Annotated in this window: 17 protein-coding genes and 1 pseudogene; 6 read left to right on the top strand and 12 right to left on the bottom strand. The window is 71.8% G+C overall.

Annotated features, from left to right (window positions below):
• Nucleotides 1-109 precede the first annotated feature (109 nt).
• Nucleotides 110-1,381 carry an alpha/beta fold hydrolase gene (locus A3IC_RS0116675; protein WP_020551186.1) on the top strand — a complete coding sequence of 424 codons (1,272 nt, stop codon included), beginning with the start codon at nucleotides 110-112 and terminating at the stop codon, nucleotides 1,379-1,381.
• Between the two features lie 64 nt (nucleotides 1,382-1,445).
• Here the strand turns inward: A3IC_RS0116675 and A3IC_RS0116670 are convergent, their stop codons facing one another.
• The 6 genes from A3IC_RS0116670 to A3IC_RS0116645 form a co-directional block, all read right to left on the bottom strand.
• Nucleotides 1,446-2,132, bottom strand: coding sequence for a GntR family transcriptional regulator (locus A3IC_RS0116670; RefSeq protein ID WP_040876740.1), 687 nt, complete (start codon nucleotides 2,130-2,132; stop codon nucleotides 1,446-1,448).
• 147 nt (nucleotides 2,133-2,279) lie between these two features.
• Complete coding sequence (locus tag A3IC_RS0116665) at nucleotides 2,280-3,281, bottom strand: proline racemase family protein (protein ID WP_020551184.1); 1,002 nt, start codon at nucleotides 3,279-3,281, stop codon at nucleotides 2,280-2,282.
• Complete coding sequence (locus tag A3IC_RS0116660; RefSeq protein WP_020551183.1) at nucleotides 3,281-4,216, bottom strand: dihydrodipicolinate synthase family protein; 936 nt, start codon at nucleotides 4,214-4,216, stop codon at nucleotides 3,281-3,283. The genes A3IC_RS0116665 and A3IC_RS0116660 overlap by 1 nt, the downstream gene beginning before the upstream one ends.
• A complete protein-coding gene (locus tag A3IC_RS54870; protein WP_020551182.1) occupies nucleotides 4,213-5,526 on the bottom strand; it encodes an FAD-dependent oxidoreductase in 1,314 nt (437 codons plus the stop codon). The genes A3IC_RS0116660 and A3IC_RS54870 overlap by 4 nt, the downstream gene beginning before the upstream one ends.
• On the bottom strand, nucleotides 5,523-5,810 hold the full coding sequence (locus tag A3IC_RS54865) for a (2Fe-2S)-binding protein (RefSeq protein ID WP_020551181.1): 288 nt from the start codon (nucleotides 5,808-5,810) through the stop codon (nucleotides 5,523-5,525). Before A3IC_RS54865 ends, A3IC_RS54870 begins: the two co-directional genes overlap by 4 nt.
• Entirely contained in the window at nucleotides 5,807-6,952 is a 1,146-nt protein-coding gene (locus tag A3IC_RS0116645; RefSeq protein WP_020551180.1) for an NAD(P)/FAD-dependent oxidoreductase, read from the bottom strand. The genes A3IC_RS54865 and A3IC_RS0116645 overlap by 4 nt, the downstream gene beginning before the upstream one ends.
• A gap of 211 nt (nucleotides 6,953-7,163) precedes the next feature.
• Here A3IC_RS0116645 and A3IC_RS68710 point away from each other — a divergent pair, with 211 nt between their 5' ends.
• The gene (locus A3IC_RS68710; protein WP_158695973.1) at nucleotides 7,164-7,337 is read left to right on the top strand and encodes a hypothetical protein; all 174 of its coding nucleotides are present in this window, start codon (nucleotides 7,164-7,166) and stop codon (nucleotides 7,335-7,337) included.
• A 168-nt stretch (nucleotides 7,338-7,505) separates the two neighbouring features.
• Here A3IC_RS68710 and A3IC_RS0116640 read toward each other — a convergent pair whose 3' ends face one another.
• Entirely contained in the window at nucleotides 7,506-8,285 is a 780-nt protein-coding gene (locus A3IC_RS0116640; RefSeq protein WP_020551179.1) for an SDR family NAD(P)-dependent oxidoreductase, read from the bottom strand.
• A gap of 215 nt (nucleotides 8,286-8,500) precedes the next feature.
• Between A3IC_RS0116640 and A3IC_RS71090 the strand changes: the two are divergent.
• Nucleotides 8,501-9,604 (top strand): annotated as a pseudogene (locus A3IC_RS71090) (TetR/AcrR family transcriptional regulator); the annotation flags it as partial.
• Nucleotides 9,605-9,815: 211 nt separating this feature from the next.
• On the opposite strand, the gene A3IC_RS71085 reads toward A3IC_RS71090, so the two are convergent.
• A complete protein-coding gene (locus tag A3IC_RS71085) occupies nucleotides 9,816-10,619 on the bottom strand; it encodes an IclR family transcriptional regulator (protein WP_281174487.1) in 804 nt (267 codons plus the stop codon).
• A gap of 106 nt (nucleotides 10,620-10,725) precedes the next feature.
• Here A3IC_RS71085 and aceB point away from each other — a divergent pair, with 106 nt between their 5' ends.
• From aceB to A3IC_RS0116615, 3 genes are all read left to right on the top strand, one after another.
• A complete protein-coding gene (gene aceB / locus A3IC_RS0116625; RefSeq protein ID WP_020551176.1) occupies nucleotides 10,726-12,345 on the top strand; it encodes a malate synthase A in 1,620 nt (539 codons plus the stop codon).
• 142 nt (nucleotides 12,346-12,487) lie between these two features.
• On the top strand, nucleotides 12,488-12,877 hold the full coding sequence (locus tag A3IC_RS0116620) for an allophanate hydrolase-related protein (RefSeq protein ID WP_020551175.1): 390 nt from the start codon (nucleotides 12,488-12,490) through the stop codon (nucleotides 12,875-12,877).
• Between the two features lie 131 nt (nucleotides 12,878-13,008).
• Entirely contained in the window at nucleotides 13,009-13,365 is a 357-nt protein-coding gene (locus A3IC_RS0116615) for a hypothetical protein (protein ID WP_020551174.1), read from the top strand.
• A 125-nt stretch (nucleotides 13,366-13,490) separates the two neighbouring features.
• Here A3IC_RS0116615 and A3IC_RS54855 read toward each other — a convergent pair whose 3' ends face one another.
• The 4 genes from A3IC_RS54855 to uraD form a co-directional block, all read right to left on the bottom strand.
• Nucleotides 13,491-14,939 (bottom strand): 8-oxoguanine deaminase, encoded by a 1,449-nt coding sequence (locus tag A3IC_RS54855; RefSeq protein WP_079026480.1) that lies wholly within the window; start codon nucleotides 14,937-14,939, stop codon nucleotides 13,491-13,493.
• A gap of 127 nt (nucleotides 14,940-15,066) precedes the next feature.
• Nucleotides 15,067-15,981 (bottom strand): factor-independent urate hydroxylase, encoded by a 915-nt coding sequence (gene pucL / locus A3IC_RS0116605; RefSeq protein ID WP_026218349.1) that lies wholly within the window; start codon nucleotides 15,979-15,981, stop codon nucleotides 15,067-15,069.
• A gap of 5 nt (nucleotides 15,982-15,986) precedes the next feature.
• Nucleotides 15,987-16,328 carry a hydroxyisourate hydrolase gene (uraH, locus tag A3IC_RS0116600; RefSeq protein ID WP_020551171.1) on the bottom strand — a complete coding sequence of 114 codons (342 nt, stop codon included), beginning with the start codon at nucleotides 16,326-16,328 and terminating at the stop codon, nucleotides 15,987-15,989.
• Nucleotides 16,325-16,822 carry a 2-oxo-4-hydroxy-4-carboxy-5-ureidoimidazoline decarboxylase gene (gene uraD, locus A3IC_RS0116595; RefSeq protein WP_020551170.1) on the bottom strand — a complete coding sequence of 166 codons (498 nt, stop codon included), beginning with the start codon at nucleotides 16,820-16,822 and terminating at the stop codon, nucleotides 16,325-16,327. The genes uraH and uraD overlap by 4 nt, the downstream gene beginning before the upstream one ends.
• Nucleotides 16,823-16,846 lie beyond the last annotated feature (24 nt).

Below are 16,846 nucleotides of genomic sequence, written 5' to 3'. Positions count from 1 at the left end.
CATTTCTCCGATGAAATGTCACACGACACACGACACACGACACACGCCACACGACACACAACCGTCACCCGGAACCGACCACCGCACGACCAGCCTGGGGAGAATCCGCATGACCCGCATCACCCGGATACCGGGGATGGCTCTCATCGACCACACGTTCACCGTTCCGCTCGACCACTCCCGTCCGGACGGGCCGACCATCGAAGTGTTCGCGCGCGAGGTGGTGGACCCCACGGCGTCGGACAAGCAACGGCCGTGGCTGTGCTTCCTCCAGGGCGGCCCGGGCGGCAAGGCCGGACGGCCCAATCGCGCCGTCGGCTGGCTCCAGCGGGCGCTGCGCACCCACCGCGTCCTTCTCCTCGACCAGCGCGGCACCGGTCGCAGCACGCCGATCACGCCGAGCCTGGCGGCCCGCACCGCGCCCGAGGCACTCGCCGGCCTGCTGCGGCACATGCGCGCGGACGCGATCGTGGCCGACGCCGAGTTCATCCGCCGTCGGTTGTGCGGCGACGAGCCGTGGGAGACGCTCGGGCAGAGCTACGGCGGCTTCATCACGCTCGCCTACCTCTCGCGGGCGCCCGAGGGTCTGAAGTCCTGTTACGTCACCGGTGGGCTGATCGGCCTGGACTGCACCGCGGAGGACGTCTACCACCGCACCTATCCCCGGGTGCGGGCCAAGAACGCCGAGTACTACGCCCGGTATCCGGACGACGTCGAGGCGGTCAGGCGGTTGGCCGACCACCTCGCCGCCAACGACGTGCGGTTGCCCGACGGCGATCGGCTCACCGCGCGCCGGCTCCGATTCATCGGCCAGGTGTTCGGCATGGGTGACGGATTCGAGCGGGTGCACTGGATGCTGGACGAGGCGTGGGACGGGGACCGGGTCTCGGACACCTTCCGCGCCGCCGCGATGCACGCCACCGCGCTCACCGACCAGCCCCTGTGGGCCGTGCTCCAGGAGCCGATCTACGGGCAGGGCAAGGTCGCCACCGGCTGGGCGGCGGAGAAGGTGCACGCGGGGCTGCCGGAGTTCGCCGAGACCGCCGATCCGCTGCTGTTCACCGGCGAGATGATGTACCCCTGGATGTTCGAGGAGATAGCCGCGCTGCGCCCGTTCCGCGAGGCCGCCGACCTGCTCGCGCACCACGACGACTGGCCGGTCCTGTACGACGTCGAGCGGCTGCGGACCAACCCGGTCCCGGTCGCGGCGGCGGTGTTCTTCGACGACATGTACGTGGACGCGGACCTGTCCCTGGACACCGCCCGCAGGGTGGCCAACGTGCGTGCGTGGGTCACCAACGAGTGGGAGCACGACGGCTCCAACGCCTCCGGCGGCGCGATCCTGGACCGCCTGATGGACATGGTCGCCGGCCGGGTCTGACCGGCCCCACCGATCGCACCGGCGGCCCGATCCGAGTCCCTCGGATCGGGCCGCCGGGTCGGATTCAGCTCGGCCGGTCGGGCGGATCCGCCCACAGGTTGCGGACGTGGCCGATGTGCCGGGCCATCACATCCTCGGCCCGGGCGGGATCGCCGGTGGCGAGCGCGTCCAGGAGTTCGAGGTGCTCGGCGGCGGACGCGGCGAGGCGGCCGTTTTGCGCGAGCCGGGACAGGCCGTACAGGCGCGAGCGTTTGCGCAGGTCGCCGACCACCCGGACCAGGTGTTCGTTGCCCGCCAGCGCGAGCAACGACAGATGGAACCGACGATCCGCCTCCACGTACCCGATCAGGTCGCCCACCTCCGCCGCCGCGACGATCTCCTCGGCGACCGGGCGCAGCGCGGCCAGTTGGGTCGGGGTGACCACGCCCGCGAGGCGGGCCACCACCGGTACCTCGATCAGCGCGCGGACCTCGGTGAACTCGTCCAACTCGCGGTCGGAGAGCTCGGTGACCCGAAAGCCCTTGTTGCGAACGGCCTCGACCAGCCCTTCGTTGGCGAGGTCGAGCATCGCCTCGCGGACCGGCGTCGGTGACACGCCGAACTGCGCGGCCAACGCGGGCGCGGAATAGACCACGCCGGGCCGCATTTCGCCCGCGATCAACGCCGCGCGCAACTCTCGTGCCACCCGGTCCCGCAGGATCGGTCGATCGTCGAAGGACGGCAGCGCGAGCGCTCCGTGTCCCGTCTCCATGGTGCCTCCTCCCGCCATGCTACTGACGGTCAGTCACCCTGTGGGCGGGATCGGAACTGTGAGTACGGGCAACCACGGAGCGTGAGTGGGCGATTCGGGCGATTCGGGCGATCGGGTGCCGCGATGCCGACCCCGGTTCGGTCGCCCTCACAGGCGGAACCCGGCCGGGAAGGGGTCCTCGGGGTCGAGCAGGTATTGCGCGGTGGCGGTGATCCAGGCCCGTCCGGTGATCTGCGGGACCACGGCCGGATACCCGCCCACTTCGGTCCGCTCCAGGATCCGCCCGTGGAACCGGGTACCGATGAACGACTCGTTGACGAACGGCTGCCCGGGCGCCAGCTCGCCGCGTGCGGCCAACTGGGCCATCCGCGCGCTGGTTCCGGTGCCGCACGGCGAACGGTCGAACCAACCCGGGTGGATCGCCATCGCGTTGCGCGAGAGCGTGCCGTCCGAGCCCGGCGCGAGGAACTGCACATGGGCGCAGCCCGCGATCGCGGGATCCTCCGGATGCACCGGCCGGGCCTGCTCGTTGATCGCCGCCATGATCGCCAGGCCGGTCTCCAGGATGCGCCCGCCCTCGGCCCGGTCGAACGGCAGGCCGACCTTGTCGATCGGCAGGATCGCGTAGAAGTTGCCGCCGTAGGCCATGTCGTAGCCGACCGCGCCGAGCCCGGGCACGTCCACGGTCGCGTCCAGGGTGTGTGCGTACGAGGGCACGTTGCGCAGCGTCACCGAGCGAGCGGCGCCGTCGTGCACCTCGACCTCGGCGACCACCAGCCCGGCGGGCGTGTCCAACCGGATCGTGGTGACCGGTTCGACCACCTCGACCATGCCGGTCTCGACCAGCACGGTGGCCACTCCGATCGTGCCGTGCCCGCACATCGGCAGACAGCCCGACACCTCGATGAACAGCACGCCGTAGTCCGCGTCCGGGCGGGTCGGTGGTTGCAGGATCGCGCCGCTCATCGCGCCGTGTCCGCGCGGCTCGTGCATCAACAGCGTGCGCAGGTGATCCAGATGGGCCATGAAGTGCACTCGCCGTTCGGCCATCGTGGCGCCGGGGATCACACCGACGCCACCGGTGATCACCCGGGTCGGCATGCCCTCGGTGTGCGAGTCGACCGCGTGGAAGACGTGTCGTGAACGCATCAGGCCAGTCCCTCCGCGAGCGCCTTCTCGGTGAACTCGCGCACCGAAGCCTCCTGTTCGGGCAGCAGCGGGAGTCGCGGCGCGCGCGACGGGCCGCCGCGGCGCCCGGCCAGGTCCATCGACAGCTTGATCGACTGCACGAACTCGGTGCGCGAATCCAGCCGAAGCAGCGGATGCAACAGTCGGTACAGCGGCAGCACGGCGCGTACGTCGCCGCCGATCGCCGCGCGATACAACTCGACGCTCGCCCGCGGGAAGACGTTCGCGTAGCCGGCGATCCAGCCGACCGCGCCGGCCAGCCCGAATTCCAGCGCCACATCGTCGCTGCCGATCAACACATCCAGGCCGGGCGCGAGTTCGGCCAGCTCGTAGGCCCGGCGTACGTCCCCGGTGAACTCCTTGACGCCGACCACGAGACCTTCCTCGTACAGGTCCGCCAGCAGTCGGGGGGTCAGGTCGACCTTCGTGTCGAACGGGTTGTTGTACGCGACGATCGGCAGGCCGGCGCGGGCCACCGTGCGGTAGTGGTCGAGCACCGCGCGGGTGTCCGCTCGGTAGCTGTTGGGCGGCAGCAGCATCACCGCCCGGGCGCCCGCCTCGGCGGCCTGCTCGGTCCAGCGCAGCGACTCCGCCGCGCCGTACGCCGCGACGCCGGGCAGCACCCGGTCCCCGCCCACCGCCTCGACCGCGACGCTGACCACCTTGGCCCGTTCCTGTGGCGTGAGCGACTGGTACTCGCCGAGCGAGCCGTTCGGGCAGACCCCGTCACAGCCCGAATCCACGAGCCATCGCACGTGTTCGGCATACGCGTCGAAGTCCACGGACAGGTCCTCGCGCAGCGGCAGCGCGGTGGCCACCACGACGCCGTGCCACGGCTGCCGGCCGGCGGGGTGGTCCGGGGCGGCCGGGGACGAGGAGGCAGGGTGCGGGCTCATGAGGCTCCTTGGGCTAGGTCTCCGAGACGGATGGGCACACCGATCGGACGAGTGGGCGGTGGCGCGGCGATCGGTCGGTCCAGCACGTCGGACAACACGCACGCGGTGGCCTCGGCGCACATCCGGCCCTGACACCAGCCCATTCCGGCGCGAGTGAGCAGCTTGACCGAACGCACGTCGTCGGCGCCGAGGCGGGCCGCGTCCTCGATCCGGCCCCGCGGTACCTCCTCGCAACGGCAGACCAGGGTGTCCGGGTCCGACCAGGACAGCCACCCGGGTCGGACCGGGTAGAGCGCGCGCAACCCGGCGGCGAACCGGGTGAGTGCGGCCCGGCGACGCAGCAGCGCGCGCGGCGGCGTCCGGCCGGCGATCGCGTACCCGGCCGACTCCCCCTCGGCCGCGGCGAGATGGACCCCGCCGATGCCGGTGCTCTCGCCGGCGGCGGACAGGCCCGGGATGTCCGTCGCCTGCCGGGCGTCGACCGCGACGAAACCGTCCGGGGTGGTCGCGCAGCCGAGTTGCTCGGCCAGTTCGAGTTGCGGGGTGAATCCGTAGCCGACCGCGAGCGTGTCGCAGTCCAGTTCGTCGGCGGTCCCGGGGCGGGGCCGCCAGTCGGCGTCGAGGCGGGCCACGGTGACCGAGGTCAGGCCCGTGTGGTCGCCGTGCGCGGCGATCACGGCCCGGCCGGTCCGGTACGGGATGCGCCGCCGGGCCAGGGCGACCGCGTAGCCGGCCGCCTCGACCACGCGCGCGGGGCTGTGCGGCGCGAGCGCGGCGGCGCGCGGCGTGGGCCGGGACGCCTCCAGTACGGCGCTCACCTCGACACCCGCGTCGGCCAGCGCGACGGCGACCGGCAGCAGGAACGGGCCGGTGCCGGCCACGACCGCGCGTCGACCGGGCGCCACGCCGTTGCCCTTGATCAGGGCCTGCGCGCCGCCTGCGGTGAGCACGCCGGGCAGATCCCAACCGGGGAAGGGCAGTTGCCGGTCGTAGGCCCCGGTGGCCAGGAGCAGCCGGCGGCCGGTCACGGTCACCGGCGTGCCCTCCCGTTCGCCGGCCACGGCATGTACGGCGAACCCGTCGGCCACGCGTTCGACCGCCCAGACGCGATGTTCGGCGAGGTGCTCGACGGTGTGCAGACGGGCGAGCGGCGGCCAGGCCGGCGGCCGGCCGGCGCGGTGTCGGTGGTATTGGCCGCCCGCCCGGGAGCCGGCGTCCAGGACGGCGACGCGCAGTCCGAAGCCGGCGGCGGTGACGGCTGCGGTGAGGCCGGCGGGCCCGGCGCCGACGACGACCAGGTCGTGGATCATGTGGTGCTCACCTCGTCGTCGGGACGGGCGTCGACCAGGCAGGCGCGCAGGGACGGGGTGCCGTTCACCGTGACCAGACAGTCGAAGCACACTCCGATGCCGCAGAACAACCCGCGCGGCTTGGCGGCGAAACGGGTGGTGCGCCAGGACCGGATCCCGGCGGCGAGCATCGCGGCGCCGACGGTCTGCCCGGCCTCCGCGGGGATGTGCCGGCCGTCCACGCCGATCCGGAAGTGGTCCGTGCCGGGTGGGTGGACCGGGGTGGGTTCGGGTGCGCCGGTCACGAGGACACCTCCGCGAAGCGGGTCGGGGCGAATGGGGTGGGGTCGAACTCGGGGTCCTTGCCGGTCAGACCCCGGGCGACGAGGTGTCCGGTGGCGGGCGCCAGGCCCACGCCGGCGCCCTCGTGGCCGCATGCGTGCCACAGGCCGGGCACGCGCGGATCCGGGCCGATCACCGGCAGGTGGTCCGGGCAGTACGGCCGGAACCCCCGATAGGCGCGCAGCACCGAGACACCGGCCAGGAACGGGAACAACTCGATCGCCTGCGCGGCCAGTCGGCGCAACACCGGGATCGGGAACGAGCGGTCGAAGCCGACCCGTTCGCGGCTCGCGCCGATCAGGATGGTGCCGGCCGGGGTGCCCTCGACCACGGCCGACGAGGCCAGGTCCGCGTCGTCGCCGGCGACGTCCCCGGAGTAGCTCGCGGCATACACCTTGTGTCGCACCATCGGCGGCAGCGGCTCGGTGACCAGCACGAAGCCGCGACGGGGCAGGATCGGCAGGGATACGCCGGCGAGCGCGGCCACCGCACCGGACCAGGTGCCGGCCGCGTTCACCACCGCGCCGGCGGCGAGTTCGCCGTGCGAGGTGCGTACGCCGAGCACTCGATCGTCGCGCCCGCGTCGGAAGCCGGTGACGGTGACCCCGGTGTGCAGCCGCACCCCCGAACGCAGCAGCGCGGCGGCGGCCAGTGCCGGTTGCACCTGGGCGTCCTGCGGGTAGTGCGTCGCGCCGGTCAGGTCCGGGGACAGGTGTGGTTCATAGGCGGGCAGGTCCGCGGCGTCGACGGCGTGGGCGATGATTCCGCGGGCACGTTGCGTGGCGGCCGTGGCGGCCATCGCGCTCGCCTCGGCGTCGGTCCGGGCGACGATCAGACCGCCCTTGCGCTGGTACTCGAAATCGTGTTCGCCATCCGCGAGTTCGGCCCACAGGCGGAGCGAGAGCAGGGCCAGCTCCAGCTCGGGCCCGGGCTGCTTGTCGGAGACCAGCAGGTTTCCCTCGCCGGCTCCGGTGGTCCCGCCCGCGACCGGACCACGATCGAGGACGGTGACCGACAGGCCGGCACGCGCGGCGTAGTGGGCGCACGCGGCGCCGACCACGCCCGCGCCGATGACGACGACATCACTGGGACGGAGTTCGCTCACGTCTGTAAAATGTCACATTGCCCTTACGAGGTAAAGGGTTTGTCGACGCCCATACGTGGACAGCCGCCGGGAGCGTGTCCGCCGACCGGAGGTGCGTCGCGTCATCGCGAATCGGGTGGTCACAGCAGGTAGTTCTCGACATGCGGTGCGTGATGATCGGTGTGAGAGTGGATGACGACCGACCATCGGTTCTCCGTAGGAGGAAAAGGCCATGGCCAAGCAGAAGTCGAAACCCCACCTTCAGAACAAGAACTCGCTGTTCGTCGAAGCCGAGCGTGCAGACTCCGCACCGGCACCGGCAGCTGAGGCGACGGACGCTGTCGAATCCCCCAAGGCCGCCCGGCGCGGCAAGAGCGACCGGCCCAAGGGCCGCCCGAGGCGCTGACGGCCCGGCGTCTCGGACGGCGCCCCGGGCGCTCGGCCCGAGGTGACCGGCCCGGGACCTCGCGGATGCCCGGGGGAGGGGCGTGAGGACCCCACCGCCCCGCCCGGTACGCGCCCGCAGGCCCCGTCGACCTCGTGTCGGCGGGGCCTGTGGCGTGTGCCGAACTCCCTAGGTGCGGGTCGGCCCGTACACCCGGCCGGTCCTGGTGGACACGCTGCCGAAGAGGCCGCGGGGAGTGAGCTTGGCCAACCCGACCACCGCCTTGTAGCGCAGGTCCGGCACGCTGACCGTGCGGCCCACCGCGAGGTCGCGGATCGCGGCGGCGACCACCCGATCGGCGTCCAACCACATCCAGTTGGGGATGTTGGACGTGCCCATCCCGGCCCGCAGGTGGAACTCGGTACGCACGAAGCCCGGACACAGCGCCATCAACCGCACGCCGCTGCCCGCGAGTTCGCGGGCAGCGCCCTCGGTGAAGCTGACCACCCACGCCTTGCTCGCGCCGTAGGTGCCGCGTGGCAGGAAGGCGGCGACGGACGCCACGTTGATCACCCAGCCGCGGCCGCGCTCGCGCATCGCCGCACTCGCGGCGGTGGTCAGCCGCAGCACCGCCTCGCAGTGCACCTTGAGCATGCGCACCTCGTCGGCCGTGGACGCGTCCAGGAAACCGCCCCGGTTGCCGAAGCCGGCGTTGTTGACCAACACGTCCACCGGCGCGGCACGATCGGCGAGTCGGGCCTCGACCGCCGCGATTCCCTCGTCCAGGGACAGGTCCGCGGCCAGCACCTCCACCGCCACGCCGTGCTCCTCGCGCAGGTCGCGGGCGGATTCGGCCAACCGTTCCCGGTCGCGCGCGACCAGGACGAGGGCGTGCCCTTCGTGGGCGAGCCGTCGGGCGAACGCGGCGCCGAGGCCCGAGGTGGCGCCGGTGATCAGTGAGGTCGTCATGTCGCCCAGCGTAGTAACCGGACGCACCGCGGTCCGCCGGGCACGCCCGCGGCACTGCCGGTGAGCGCCGGCACCGCGGCCCGGTCGAGCATGTGTGCCCATCGGGTCGGCGGCGGCCCCTCCGGTGCTCCGGCGGCCCGGTTCGCGCACGGGCGGTGCGCGGCGCGGCAGGCTGAAACAATGGCGCCGGGGCGGATCCCGGAAGGAAGTACGCGATGGTGGCTGCGGCACGCAAGGTCGGTGGACTCGTGCCGCCCGCCCGGGGGACCCGGCCACGCAATCGGCGCGCGCTGATCCTGGCCGCGGCGGCCGAGTTGTTCCACCGCCGCGGGTACGCGGACGTGGGCATGAGAGACATCGCCGAGGCGGTGGGTATGGGGCCCTCTGCTCTGTACCGGCACTTCCGGAGCAAGCAGCACCTGCTCGTGCAGGTCGTGCTCGACGGAGTCGCGCCGGTGCGTGACGCGTTGGCCCGCAGCACGGTCGAAGATCCGGACACCGTGCCGCGTGCGGTGGTCGTGGTCACCCTCGACCATCGTGAGGTGGGCGTGTTGTGGCAGCGCGAGGGCCGGTTGTTGCCGGCGGCGGAGCGGGCCGAGGTCCGTCGCGAGATCCGTGCGGTGACCGCCGCGGTGGCCGCGCTGATCCGGGACGCCCGCCCGCGATTGTCGCCCGAACAGGCCGAGTTGCTCGCGTGGTGCGGCCTGGGCGTACTGCTCAGTCCGTCCTTCCATCGGATCGAACTCCCCCGCCCGGAGTACGTGCGGCTGCTCGTGGAACTGGGCCGGGCGGCGGTCGCCGCACCGCCCGCCGAACCGGCGCCGATCGCCCGCCCGCAGCAGCCGGTCGGGATCACGCCGCGCTCGCGACGCGAGGCGCTGCTGACCGCGGCCGTACGGATGTTCGCCGAGCAGGGGTATGCCGGCGTCGCCATCGAGGACATCGGGGCGGCGGCCGGGATCGCGGGCCCGAGCGTGTACAACCACTTCGAGAGCAAGGGCGACCTGCTCTCGGCGGCGATGACCCGGGGCATCGAGTGGTTGGCGATGGACATGACGTGCGCGCTCGCCGGCGCCGGGGATCCCGAGGCCGCGCTGCGCGCCCTGCTGGAGGCATACATCCGGTTCGCGGCCGAGCACAGCGACCTGGTCTCGCTGTTGCTCACCGAGGTGTCGCATCTGCCGACATCGGCTCGGCACCGGGCGCGGCAGTCGCAGGCGGACTACCTGATGGAGTGGGCGCACCTGCTGTGCGCCGTGCGCCCGCAGTACGGCACGGCGCGGGCTCGGATCCGGGTGCACGCCGCGCTGACCGCGATCAACGACGTGGCGCGCACCCGACACCTGCGCGACACCGCCGGCGTGGCCGCGACGCCGGCCGCGGTGGCCGGCGCGGTGCTCGGGCTGGATCCGGTCGGGCAGCCCGAACCCGCCGCCGCGCGCCGGCAGTTGACCGCTCCCGGGTGCCGTGTGGTGGATTCGCGCGAAGGCGCGGTCGGGCGCGCCGGGCATCGGCCGGGCGGTGTGCGCGTCAGCCCGTGGACACCGGCCGCGCGTCCGGCTCGGTGCCGCCGAGGCGCGCGCCAAGGCGGGCCGCGATCCCCTGCATCCTGGTGGTCATCCACTGCTCCTCCATCGCCCGGATCCGACCCTCGGGCCCGGATACGGACAGCGCGGTCGCGGTGGGCGCTCCCGGCACCACGACCGCGACGCAGCGCACGCCCAGTTCCTGCTCCTGGTCGTCGATCGCATAACCCTGCGCCCTGATTCGCGGGAACTGGGCGAGCAGCTCGGCGGGATCGGTGACCGTGTGCGCGGTGTGCGCGGCCAGCGGTCGACCGCCGAGCATACGTGCGGCGTCGGCCTCGGGCAGTTGGGCGAGCAGGACCTTGCCCACCGCGGTGCAGTGCGGCTGCACACGTCGGCCGACCTCGGTGAACATCCGCATCGAGTGCCGGCTGGGCACCTGGCCGACATAGACCACCTCGCCCGCCTCGAGCACCGCGAGATTGGCGGTCTCGCCGGTGGTCTCCATCAGTTCGGCCAGGTACGGCCGGGCCCAACTGCCCAGCAGTCGGCCCGCGGTCTCGCCCAGCCGGATCAGTCTCGGGCCGAGGGTGTAGCGGCGGGAGGCGTCCTGGCGCAGATAGCCCAGCGACACGAGCGTGCGTACCAGGCGGTGGATGGTGGGCATGGGCAATCCTGAACGCGCGGCGAGTTCGCTGAGCGTCAACACGCCATCCGCGTCGGCGAGCAGTTCGAGGAGGTCGAACGCGCGTTCCAGGGACTGCACGCCACCGCTCGTGCCATTGCTACCTGAGTCGAGTGCGGCCACGGCGCGATCCTCCGTCGAGAATATTTCAACAAGTTGTTGAACTTCCGTTTCCCGGAAACTAATGTCCACTCTACAAAAGAGCGTCTACGGCGAAGGAGAGCCACCCATGAGCGCACCGGCCATCGTGGTCAAGCACGGCACGGCGACCGGCGGCTCCGTGCCGCGAGCGGACGAGGTGCTCACCACCGAGGCGCTGCGTTTCGTGGCGAGCCTGCAGCGCAGGTTCGGCGGCCGGCGCGACGCGTTGCTCGACCTGCGCCGGGCCCGACGCGAGGAGATCGCGCGTACCGGGCGGCTGGACTTCCTGCCGGAGACCGCCGACGTGCGCGCCGCCGACTGGCGGGTGGCCGAGGCGCCGCCCGCGCTGCGCGACCGGCGGGTGGAGATCACCGGGCCGGCGGATCGCAAGATGACGATCAACGCGCTCAACTCGGGTGCCCGGATCTGGCTCGCCGACTTCGAGGACGCCTCGGCGCCCACCTGGCACAACGTCGTCGCGCATCAGCTCAACCTGATCGACGCCTACGACCGGCGGATCGACTTCTCCACCGCCGAGGGAAAGACCTACCGGCTGCGCCCGGACGAGGAACTGGCGACCGTGGTGATGCGCCCGCGCGGCTGGCACCTGGACGAACGGCACATCCTGGTCGACGGGGCGCCGGCCGCCGGTGCGCTGGTCGACTTCGGGCTGTACTTCTTCCACAACGCGGCCCGCCTGCTCGATCGGGGCCTGGGCCCGTACTTCTACCTGCCGAAGATCGAGAGCCACCTCGAAGCGCGGTTGTGGAACGACGTGTTCGGGCATGCCCAGGATCTGCTCGACATCCCGCGCGGCACCATCCGCGCCACGGTGCTGATCGAGACGGTCACGGCCGCGTTCGAGATGGACGAGATTCTGTACGAACTGCGCGAGCACGCGTCGGGCCTGAACGCGGGTCGCTGGGACTACCTGTTCAGCATCGTGAAGAACTTCCGCGACGCGGGGGACGCGTTCGTGTTGCCGGACCGCAACGCGGTCACCATGACCGCGCCGTTCATGCGCGCGTACACCGAACTGCTCGTGCGCACCTGCCATCGGCGCGGGGCGCATGCGATCGGCGGGATGGCGGCGGTGATCCCTTCCCGGCGGGACGCCGCGGCCAACGCGGCGGCGCTGACCAAGGTGCGGGACGACAAGGACCGCGAGGCCGGCGACGGATTCGACGGCTCGTGGGTGGCCCACCCGGACCTGGTGCCGGTCTGCCGCGAGGCGTTCGACGCGGTGCTCGGCGATCGGCCGAATCAGATCGAACGCACCCGGGACGACGTCGAGGTGACGGCGGATCAGCTCCTGGACGTGGCGTCCGCGGACGGGTCGCCGACCGGCGCCGGACTGCACGCGGCGGTCGGGGTCGGGCTGCGCTACCTGGAGGCGTGGCTGCGCGGATACGGCGCGGTCGGCGTCTTCGGCCTGATGGAGGACGTGGCGACCGCGGAGATCTCCCGGTCCCAGGTATGGCAGTGGATCAACAACGGCGTGCTGCTCTCGGACACCGGCGAGAAGGTGACCGCGGACCTGGTCCGACGCCTGGTCGTCGAGGAACTGGGCGCACTGCGCGAGGAGATCGGCGACGCTCGGTTCGAGGCGGGCCGCTGGACGGCCGCCCGTGACCTGTTCCTCACGGTGGCTCTCGCCGAGGAGTTCGTCGACTTCCTCACCCTGCCGGGATGCGAACTCCTCGACTGAGTCACGCCGTTCGCGGTTTCCCCGATACGCGGAACGGCCGGTCCCACCCCGGGGGTCGTGGGGGCGCGTGCAATCGGGCAGGCCCGGTCGTTCCGCACCTTCTCGCAGCGCTTCGGCCGCGACATCGAACAGGAGGCAGCACATGGCACGGATGTTCCTCAACGGCCAGGCGATGGAGGGTGGTCCGTTCCATCACCACCTCGACGGTGCGCCGCTGCTCGCCAAGGCCCGCACCGCGCCCGGCTATCGCTTCTTCTCCATCGGCGACCGCTGCCCGGGGCTGTTGCCCGACCCGGCGAGCGAGGCGCAGATCGCGGGGGAGGTGTACGAGGTGCCGGACGAGGTGCTGCGCGACAACCTGTTGCCGACCGAGCCGGCCGAGCTGGAGTTCGGGATCATCAAGCTGGAGGACGGCTCGGCCTGTTTCTCGATGATCCTGCGGCGCGGCGAATCGGAGTCGGGCCGGCACAAGGAGATCACCGAGTTCGGCGGCTGGCGCGCCTATCTGCGGACGCTGGGGCGCGAGGTGTAGGGCCGCCCCGCCCGGCTTCGAGGACGACGGGCGGGTCCGACCGGGTCGGACCCGCCCGTTGCGGCGTCCGCCGGGCGCCGTGGTGATCGGCGGTGCCCAATCCCGACAATCGGGGCCCATATGATCTTGGCATGACTGTCGCGAACCCGGCCCTGGCCGCCATCCTCGACCGCGCCGACGACACCGAGACCGACCCCGCCGACCTGCTCACGGAGATCGTGGCCGGCGGCGTGGTGATCCCGGTCGACGACACCGAGTCGGTGGTCTTCATCCACGGGCAGGACGGGCAGCCGTGGTTGCCCGCGTTCGTCGACGCGGCCACCTGCGCCCGGGACGTGCCGCATGCCCAGCCCTACCTGTGCGATGCGGCGCGCCTGGTCGACATCGCCGGGCGGACCGGGGTGCGCACCATGACGGTGGCTTCCGCGACGCAGTGCGCGACCGTACCGCTGGCACTGGTCGCGAAGGCCGCGACATCGGGCGGCTGAGCGGGACCGGCTGTGTCGGCCGCACCGTCCACGCCGGCTGTACCCGCTGCACCGGCCGGGCCGTCGCGCGGCCGAAGTCCCGGGGGTGCTCGGCCGCGTGACGGTATGTCAGGGGTGCATGTGGTTCACTCGGCGCGCAGCCGGGCCGCCGCGTGGGCCACGTTGCGGGCGATCTCTTCCTCGTCGACCCGGGACAGGTGACCCTGTTCGACCACCTCGCGGCCGTTCACCAGCAGCAGGGTCAGCGGCGCAGCCGCGCCCAGGACCAGGGCCGCGACCGGGTCGACGATGCCCGAGTGCAGCACGCCGTCCACCCGCCACATCGCCAGGTCGGCGAGCTTGCCGGGCTCCAGCGAGCCGATCTCGCGCTCGCGACCGAGCACCTTCGCGCCGCCCATCGTGCCCAGCCGCAACGACTGACGGGCCGTCATCGCGGCCGGGCCGCCGCGCAGTCGGGCGATCAGCAGCGCGTTGCGCAGTTCCGTACCCAGCTCTCCCGACTCGTTGGAGGCGGTGCCGTCGACGCCCAGGCCGACCGGTACGCCAGCGGCCACCATCTCCGGAACACGCGCGATGCCCGCGGCCAGCCGGGCGTTCGAGGACGGGCAGTGCGCCACGCCGGTGCCGGTGGCCGCGAACTTGGTGATGTCCGAGTCGTTCATGTGTACGCAGTGCGCCATCCACACGTCCTCGCCCAGCCAGCCCACGCTCTCCAGGTAGTCGGTGGGGCCCATGCCGAACTTCTCGTGGCAAAACGCTTCCTCCTCCACCGTCTCGGAGCCGTGGGTGTGCAGTCGGACGCCCTTCGCACGGGCCAACTCGGCAGCCCCGCCGAGCAGTTGCGGCGTGACCGAGAACGGCGAGCAGGGCGCGGCGGTGATCCGCACCATCGAGTCGAAGGACGCGTCGTGCCACGTGTCGATCGCCTCGGCCGTCGCGGCGAGCGCCGCGTCGGTGTCCTCGACGCACGCGTCCGGCGGCAGTCCGCCCTGCGAGCGGCCGAGGTCCATCGAGCCCCGGGTGGGTTGGAAGCGCATGCCCAGTTCGGCCAGTGCGCGGATCTCCGCCCCCAGGATGTCGCCGCCGTCCTTGGGGAAGACGTACGCGTGATCGGTCGAGGTGGTGCAGCCCGAGCGCAACAGCGCGGCCGCCGAGCCCTGCGCGGCGGCGTAACACATCTCGTCGTCGATCTTCGCCCAGGTGGGGTACAGCGTCACGAGCCAGTCGAAGAGGTTGCACTCCTGGGCGAGGCCGCGGGTGATCCATTGGTAGAAGTGGTGGTGCGTATTGACCAGGCCCGGCGTGACCAGGTGGCCGGTTCCGTCGATCCGGCGCACGACGTCTTCGAGGCCGGCGGGGGCGGCCCCGGCGCCGACCGACTCGATGCGGTTGCCCGCGATCACGATGTGGCCGAAGGCGTGCTCGGTGTCTCGCGCGTCCACGGTCGCGATCGCGCAGTTCTCGATGACGATACGTCCGGGGGCGGGGGCGTCGACGGGGGGCCCGGCGGAGGTCCCGGCGGCGCTTTCTGCGGCGTTCCGTGCGGATTTCCCTATGGATTTCCCTACAGACATGGGCAAGTCCCCTCGCGGCAGCGGTCCAACGTGCGAACGTACCGCCGTCTGATCCTGCGTGCGGGCCCCGGAGGCGGGACGGCGGATGGAGAATCCTCCGGGAGTGACTGCCCGAGCGGCCCGGTGTTCAGTCCACCGGAATCAATGGCGTGACACCCTCGCGGTGCACCGTGCCCTCGATCAAACCGTAGGGTCGATCGGCGGCGTAGTACACCTCCTTGTCGTTCGTGATGCCGATCTGCTCCATGTCGACGAGGAAGTGGTGCTTGTTCGGCAGTGACAGCCGTACCTCGTCCACCTCCCGGCGTTGGGTGAGCACCCGGTTGGCCATCGCGTACAGGGTCTGCTGGAGCGAGTGGGAGTAGGTCTCGGCGAACGCCTCCAGCAGGTGTCGGCGCACCTGGGCGTACGAGCGCTCCCAGTTCGGCTCGACCGCGCCCTCGCCCGCGTCGAAGGAGAACCGCCAGCGGGCGCGGACCCGAGTCGCCAGGATCCGGTCGTACGCCTCCTGGAGGGTGGTGTACCGATCCTTGATGTAGCCCCGGAATTCGGAGGACGTCGTGTTCATCACGGTCAGATCGTCGAGGCCGGAGATCACCCGGACCCGTCCGTGCTCCCAGACGACCTCGGTGGTCCGGGTCTCGCCGCCGTCGCGGACGAACGAGTGTTGGATCTTGTCCGCGCCGATGAAGCGGTTGTGCGATTCGGCGGTGGGGATCCGGTTCCACGGGTACTCCTCGATCCGCACCCGAGCCCGGGTTATCGAGGGCTGCGACTCGACGAAGTGCCGGGCCAGGCGCACGCCGTAGCCCTCGGCCGATTCGATGCCGTGTTCCCGCGCGAACGCGAACACGGTGTTCTTCATGGTGTCCGTCGGCAGTACCTTGTCGTTGCCGCCGGTGAGGTGGGTGTCGGACAACTCGCCCGACAGTGCGACGCTGACGTTGAGGTCCTTGACCTCGTGCCGTTCGGTGTCGCGGCGGACCCGGACCACGCGGGTCTCCGCCTTTCCGTACTGGTTCTGGCCGAGCACCATGGGCATGCCTGTCAGCTCCCTCGATAAACGGAGTATCCGTACGGGTTGAGCAAGAGCGGTACGTGGTAGCGGGTGCCGGGGTCGGCGGTGAAGACGACCTGGACTTCCGGGAAGAACGGCGTCTCGCCGCGGGCGCGGCGGTACGCGGCGACGTCGAAGACCAGTCGGACGTCGACCGGTCCGGCGTCCGGTCCGACGTCCAGCGGCGGCAGGTCCGGGCAGCGGCCGTCGGCGTTCGTCGCGGAGGTGCCGAGCACGGTCCACGTTCCGTCGGCCGCGCGCCGGGACAACTCGACCGGGACGTCGGTCGCCGGTCGGCCCTCGCTGGTGTCCAGGATGTGGGTGGAGATCACGCGGAGATCAGCCCTTTCAGACGCAGGCGGTTGATCTTCCGCAGCTCCTCGCGGGTGACCTCCCACTCGGACGCCGGGTCGTTGTCGAGTCGGTGCCGCAGCTCGGCGAGCATCTCCGCGGCGCTGCGACCACTCGCGCAGATCAGGAAGACCCGGCCGAACCGGTTCCGGTACGCGATGTTCCCGGCCCGCAGGTCGGCCAACACCGCGTCACCCGCCTGGTGCACGCCCGACTGCTCGCGCGCCGACTGCGGATCGTCGTGGCGCGGCCGGCCGATCACGGCATGGCCGTCGATCGCCTCCCGGAGATCGTCGGCGGTGAGCGCCGCGACCGCCCGGTCGGAACACGCGTACAGCTCGTCCGGGTCGCCGTAGGGCCGAGCCACGAGCACCGCGCCGATCCAGGCACCACTCGCACAAACCTCGCCGAGCAGCCGGATCGCCTCGTCGGCGGACGCGTCGTTGAGCCTGTCGAGTCCTGGCGCTGACGACATCTCGGGAACCTCCTCACTCGGCGG

The organism is Embleya scabrispora DSM 41855, assembly GCF_000372745.1.
Classification (GTDB): domain Bacteria; phylum Actinomycetota; class Actinomycetes; order Streptomycetales; family Streptomycetaceae; genus Embleya; species Embleya scabrispora.
This window is presented reverse-complemented; position numbering and strand designations above follow the sequence as displayed.

Bases quoted from the DNA above. Each gene is read 5' to 3' on its own strand.
- A3IC_RS0116665 (WP_020551184.1), bottom strand. From the start codon at position 3,281: ATGCGTTCACGACACGTCTTCCACGCGGTCGACTCGCACACCGAGGGC.
- A3IC_RS68710 (WP_158695973.1), top strand. From the start codon at position 7,164: ATGGCCAAGCAGAAGTCGAAACCCCACCTTCAGAACAAGAACTCGCTG.
- A3IC_RS0116615 (WP_020551174.1), top strand. From the start codon at position 13,009: ATGACTGTCGCGAACCCGGCCCTGGCCGCCATCCTCGACCGCGCCGAC.
- A3IC_RS0116640 (WP_020551179.1), bottom strand. From the start codon at position 8,285: ATGACGACCTCACTGATCACCGGCGCCACCTCGGGCCTCGGCGCCGCG.
- A3IC_RS0116660 (WP_020551183.1), bottom strand. From the start codon at position 4,216: ATGAGCCCGCACCCTGCCTCCTCGTCCCCGGCCGCCCCGGACCACCCC.
- A3IC_RS54870 (WP_020551182.1), bottom strand. From the start codon at position 5,526: ATGATCCACGACCTGGTCGTCGTCGGCGCCGGGCCCGCCGGCCTCACC.
- aceB (WP_020551176.1), top strand. From the start codon at position 10,726: ATGAGCGCACCGGCCATCGTGGTCAAGCACGGCACGGCGACCGGCGGC.
- A3IC_RS0116675 (WP_020551186.1), top strand. From the start codon at position 110: ATGACCCGCATCACCCGGATACCGGGGATGGCTCTCATCGACCACACG.
- A3IC_RS0116670 (WP_040876740.1), bottom strand. From the start codon at position 2,132: ATGGAGACGGGACACGGAGCGCTCGCGCTGCCGTCCTTCGACGATCGA.
- uraD (WP_020551170.1), bottom strand. From the start codon at position 16,822: ATGTCGTCAGCGCCAGGACTCGACAGGCTCAACGACGCGTCCGCCGAC.
- A3IC_RS54855 (WP_079026480.1), bottom strand. From the start codon at position 14,939: ATGTCTGTAGGGAAATCCATAGGGAAATCCGCACGGAACGCCGCAGAA.
- A3IC_RS0116620 (WP_020551175.1), top strand. From the start codon at position 12,488: ATGGCACGGATGTTCCTCAACGGCCAGGCGATGGAGGGTGGTCCGTTC.
- pucL (WP_026218349.1), bottom strand. From the start codon at position 15,981: ATGCCCATGGTGCTCGGCCAGAACCAGTACGGAAAGGCGGAGACCCGC.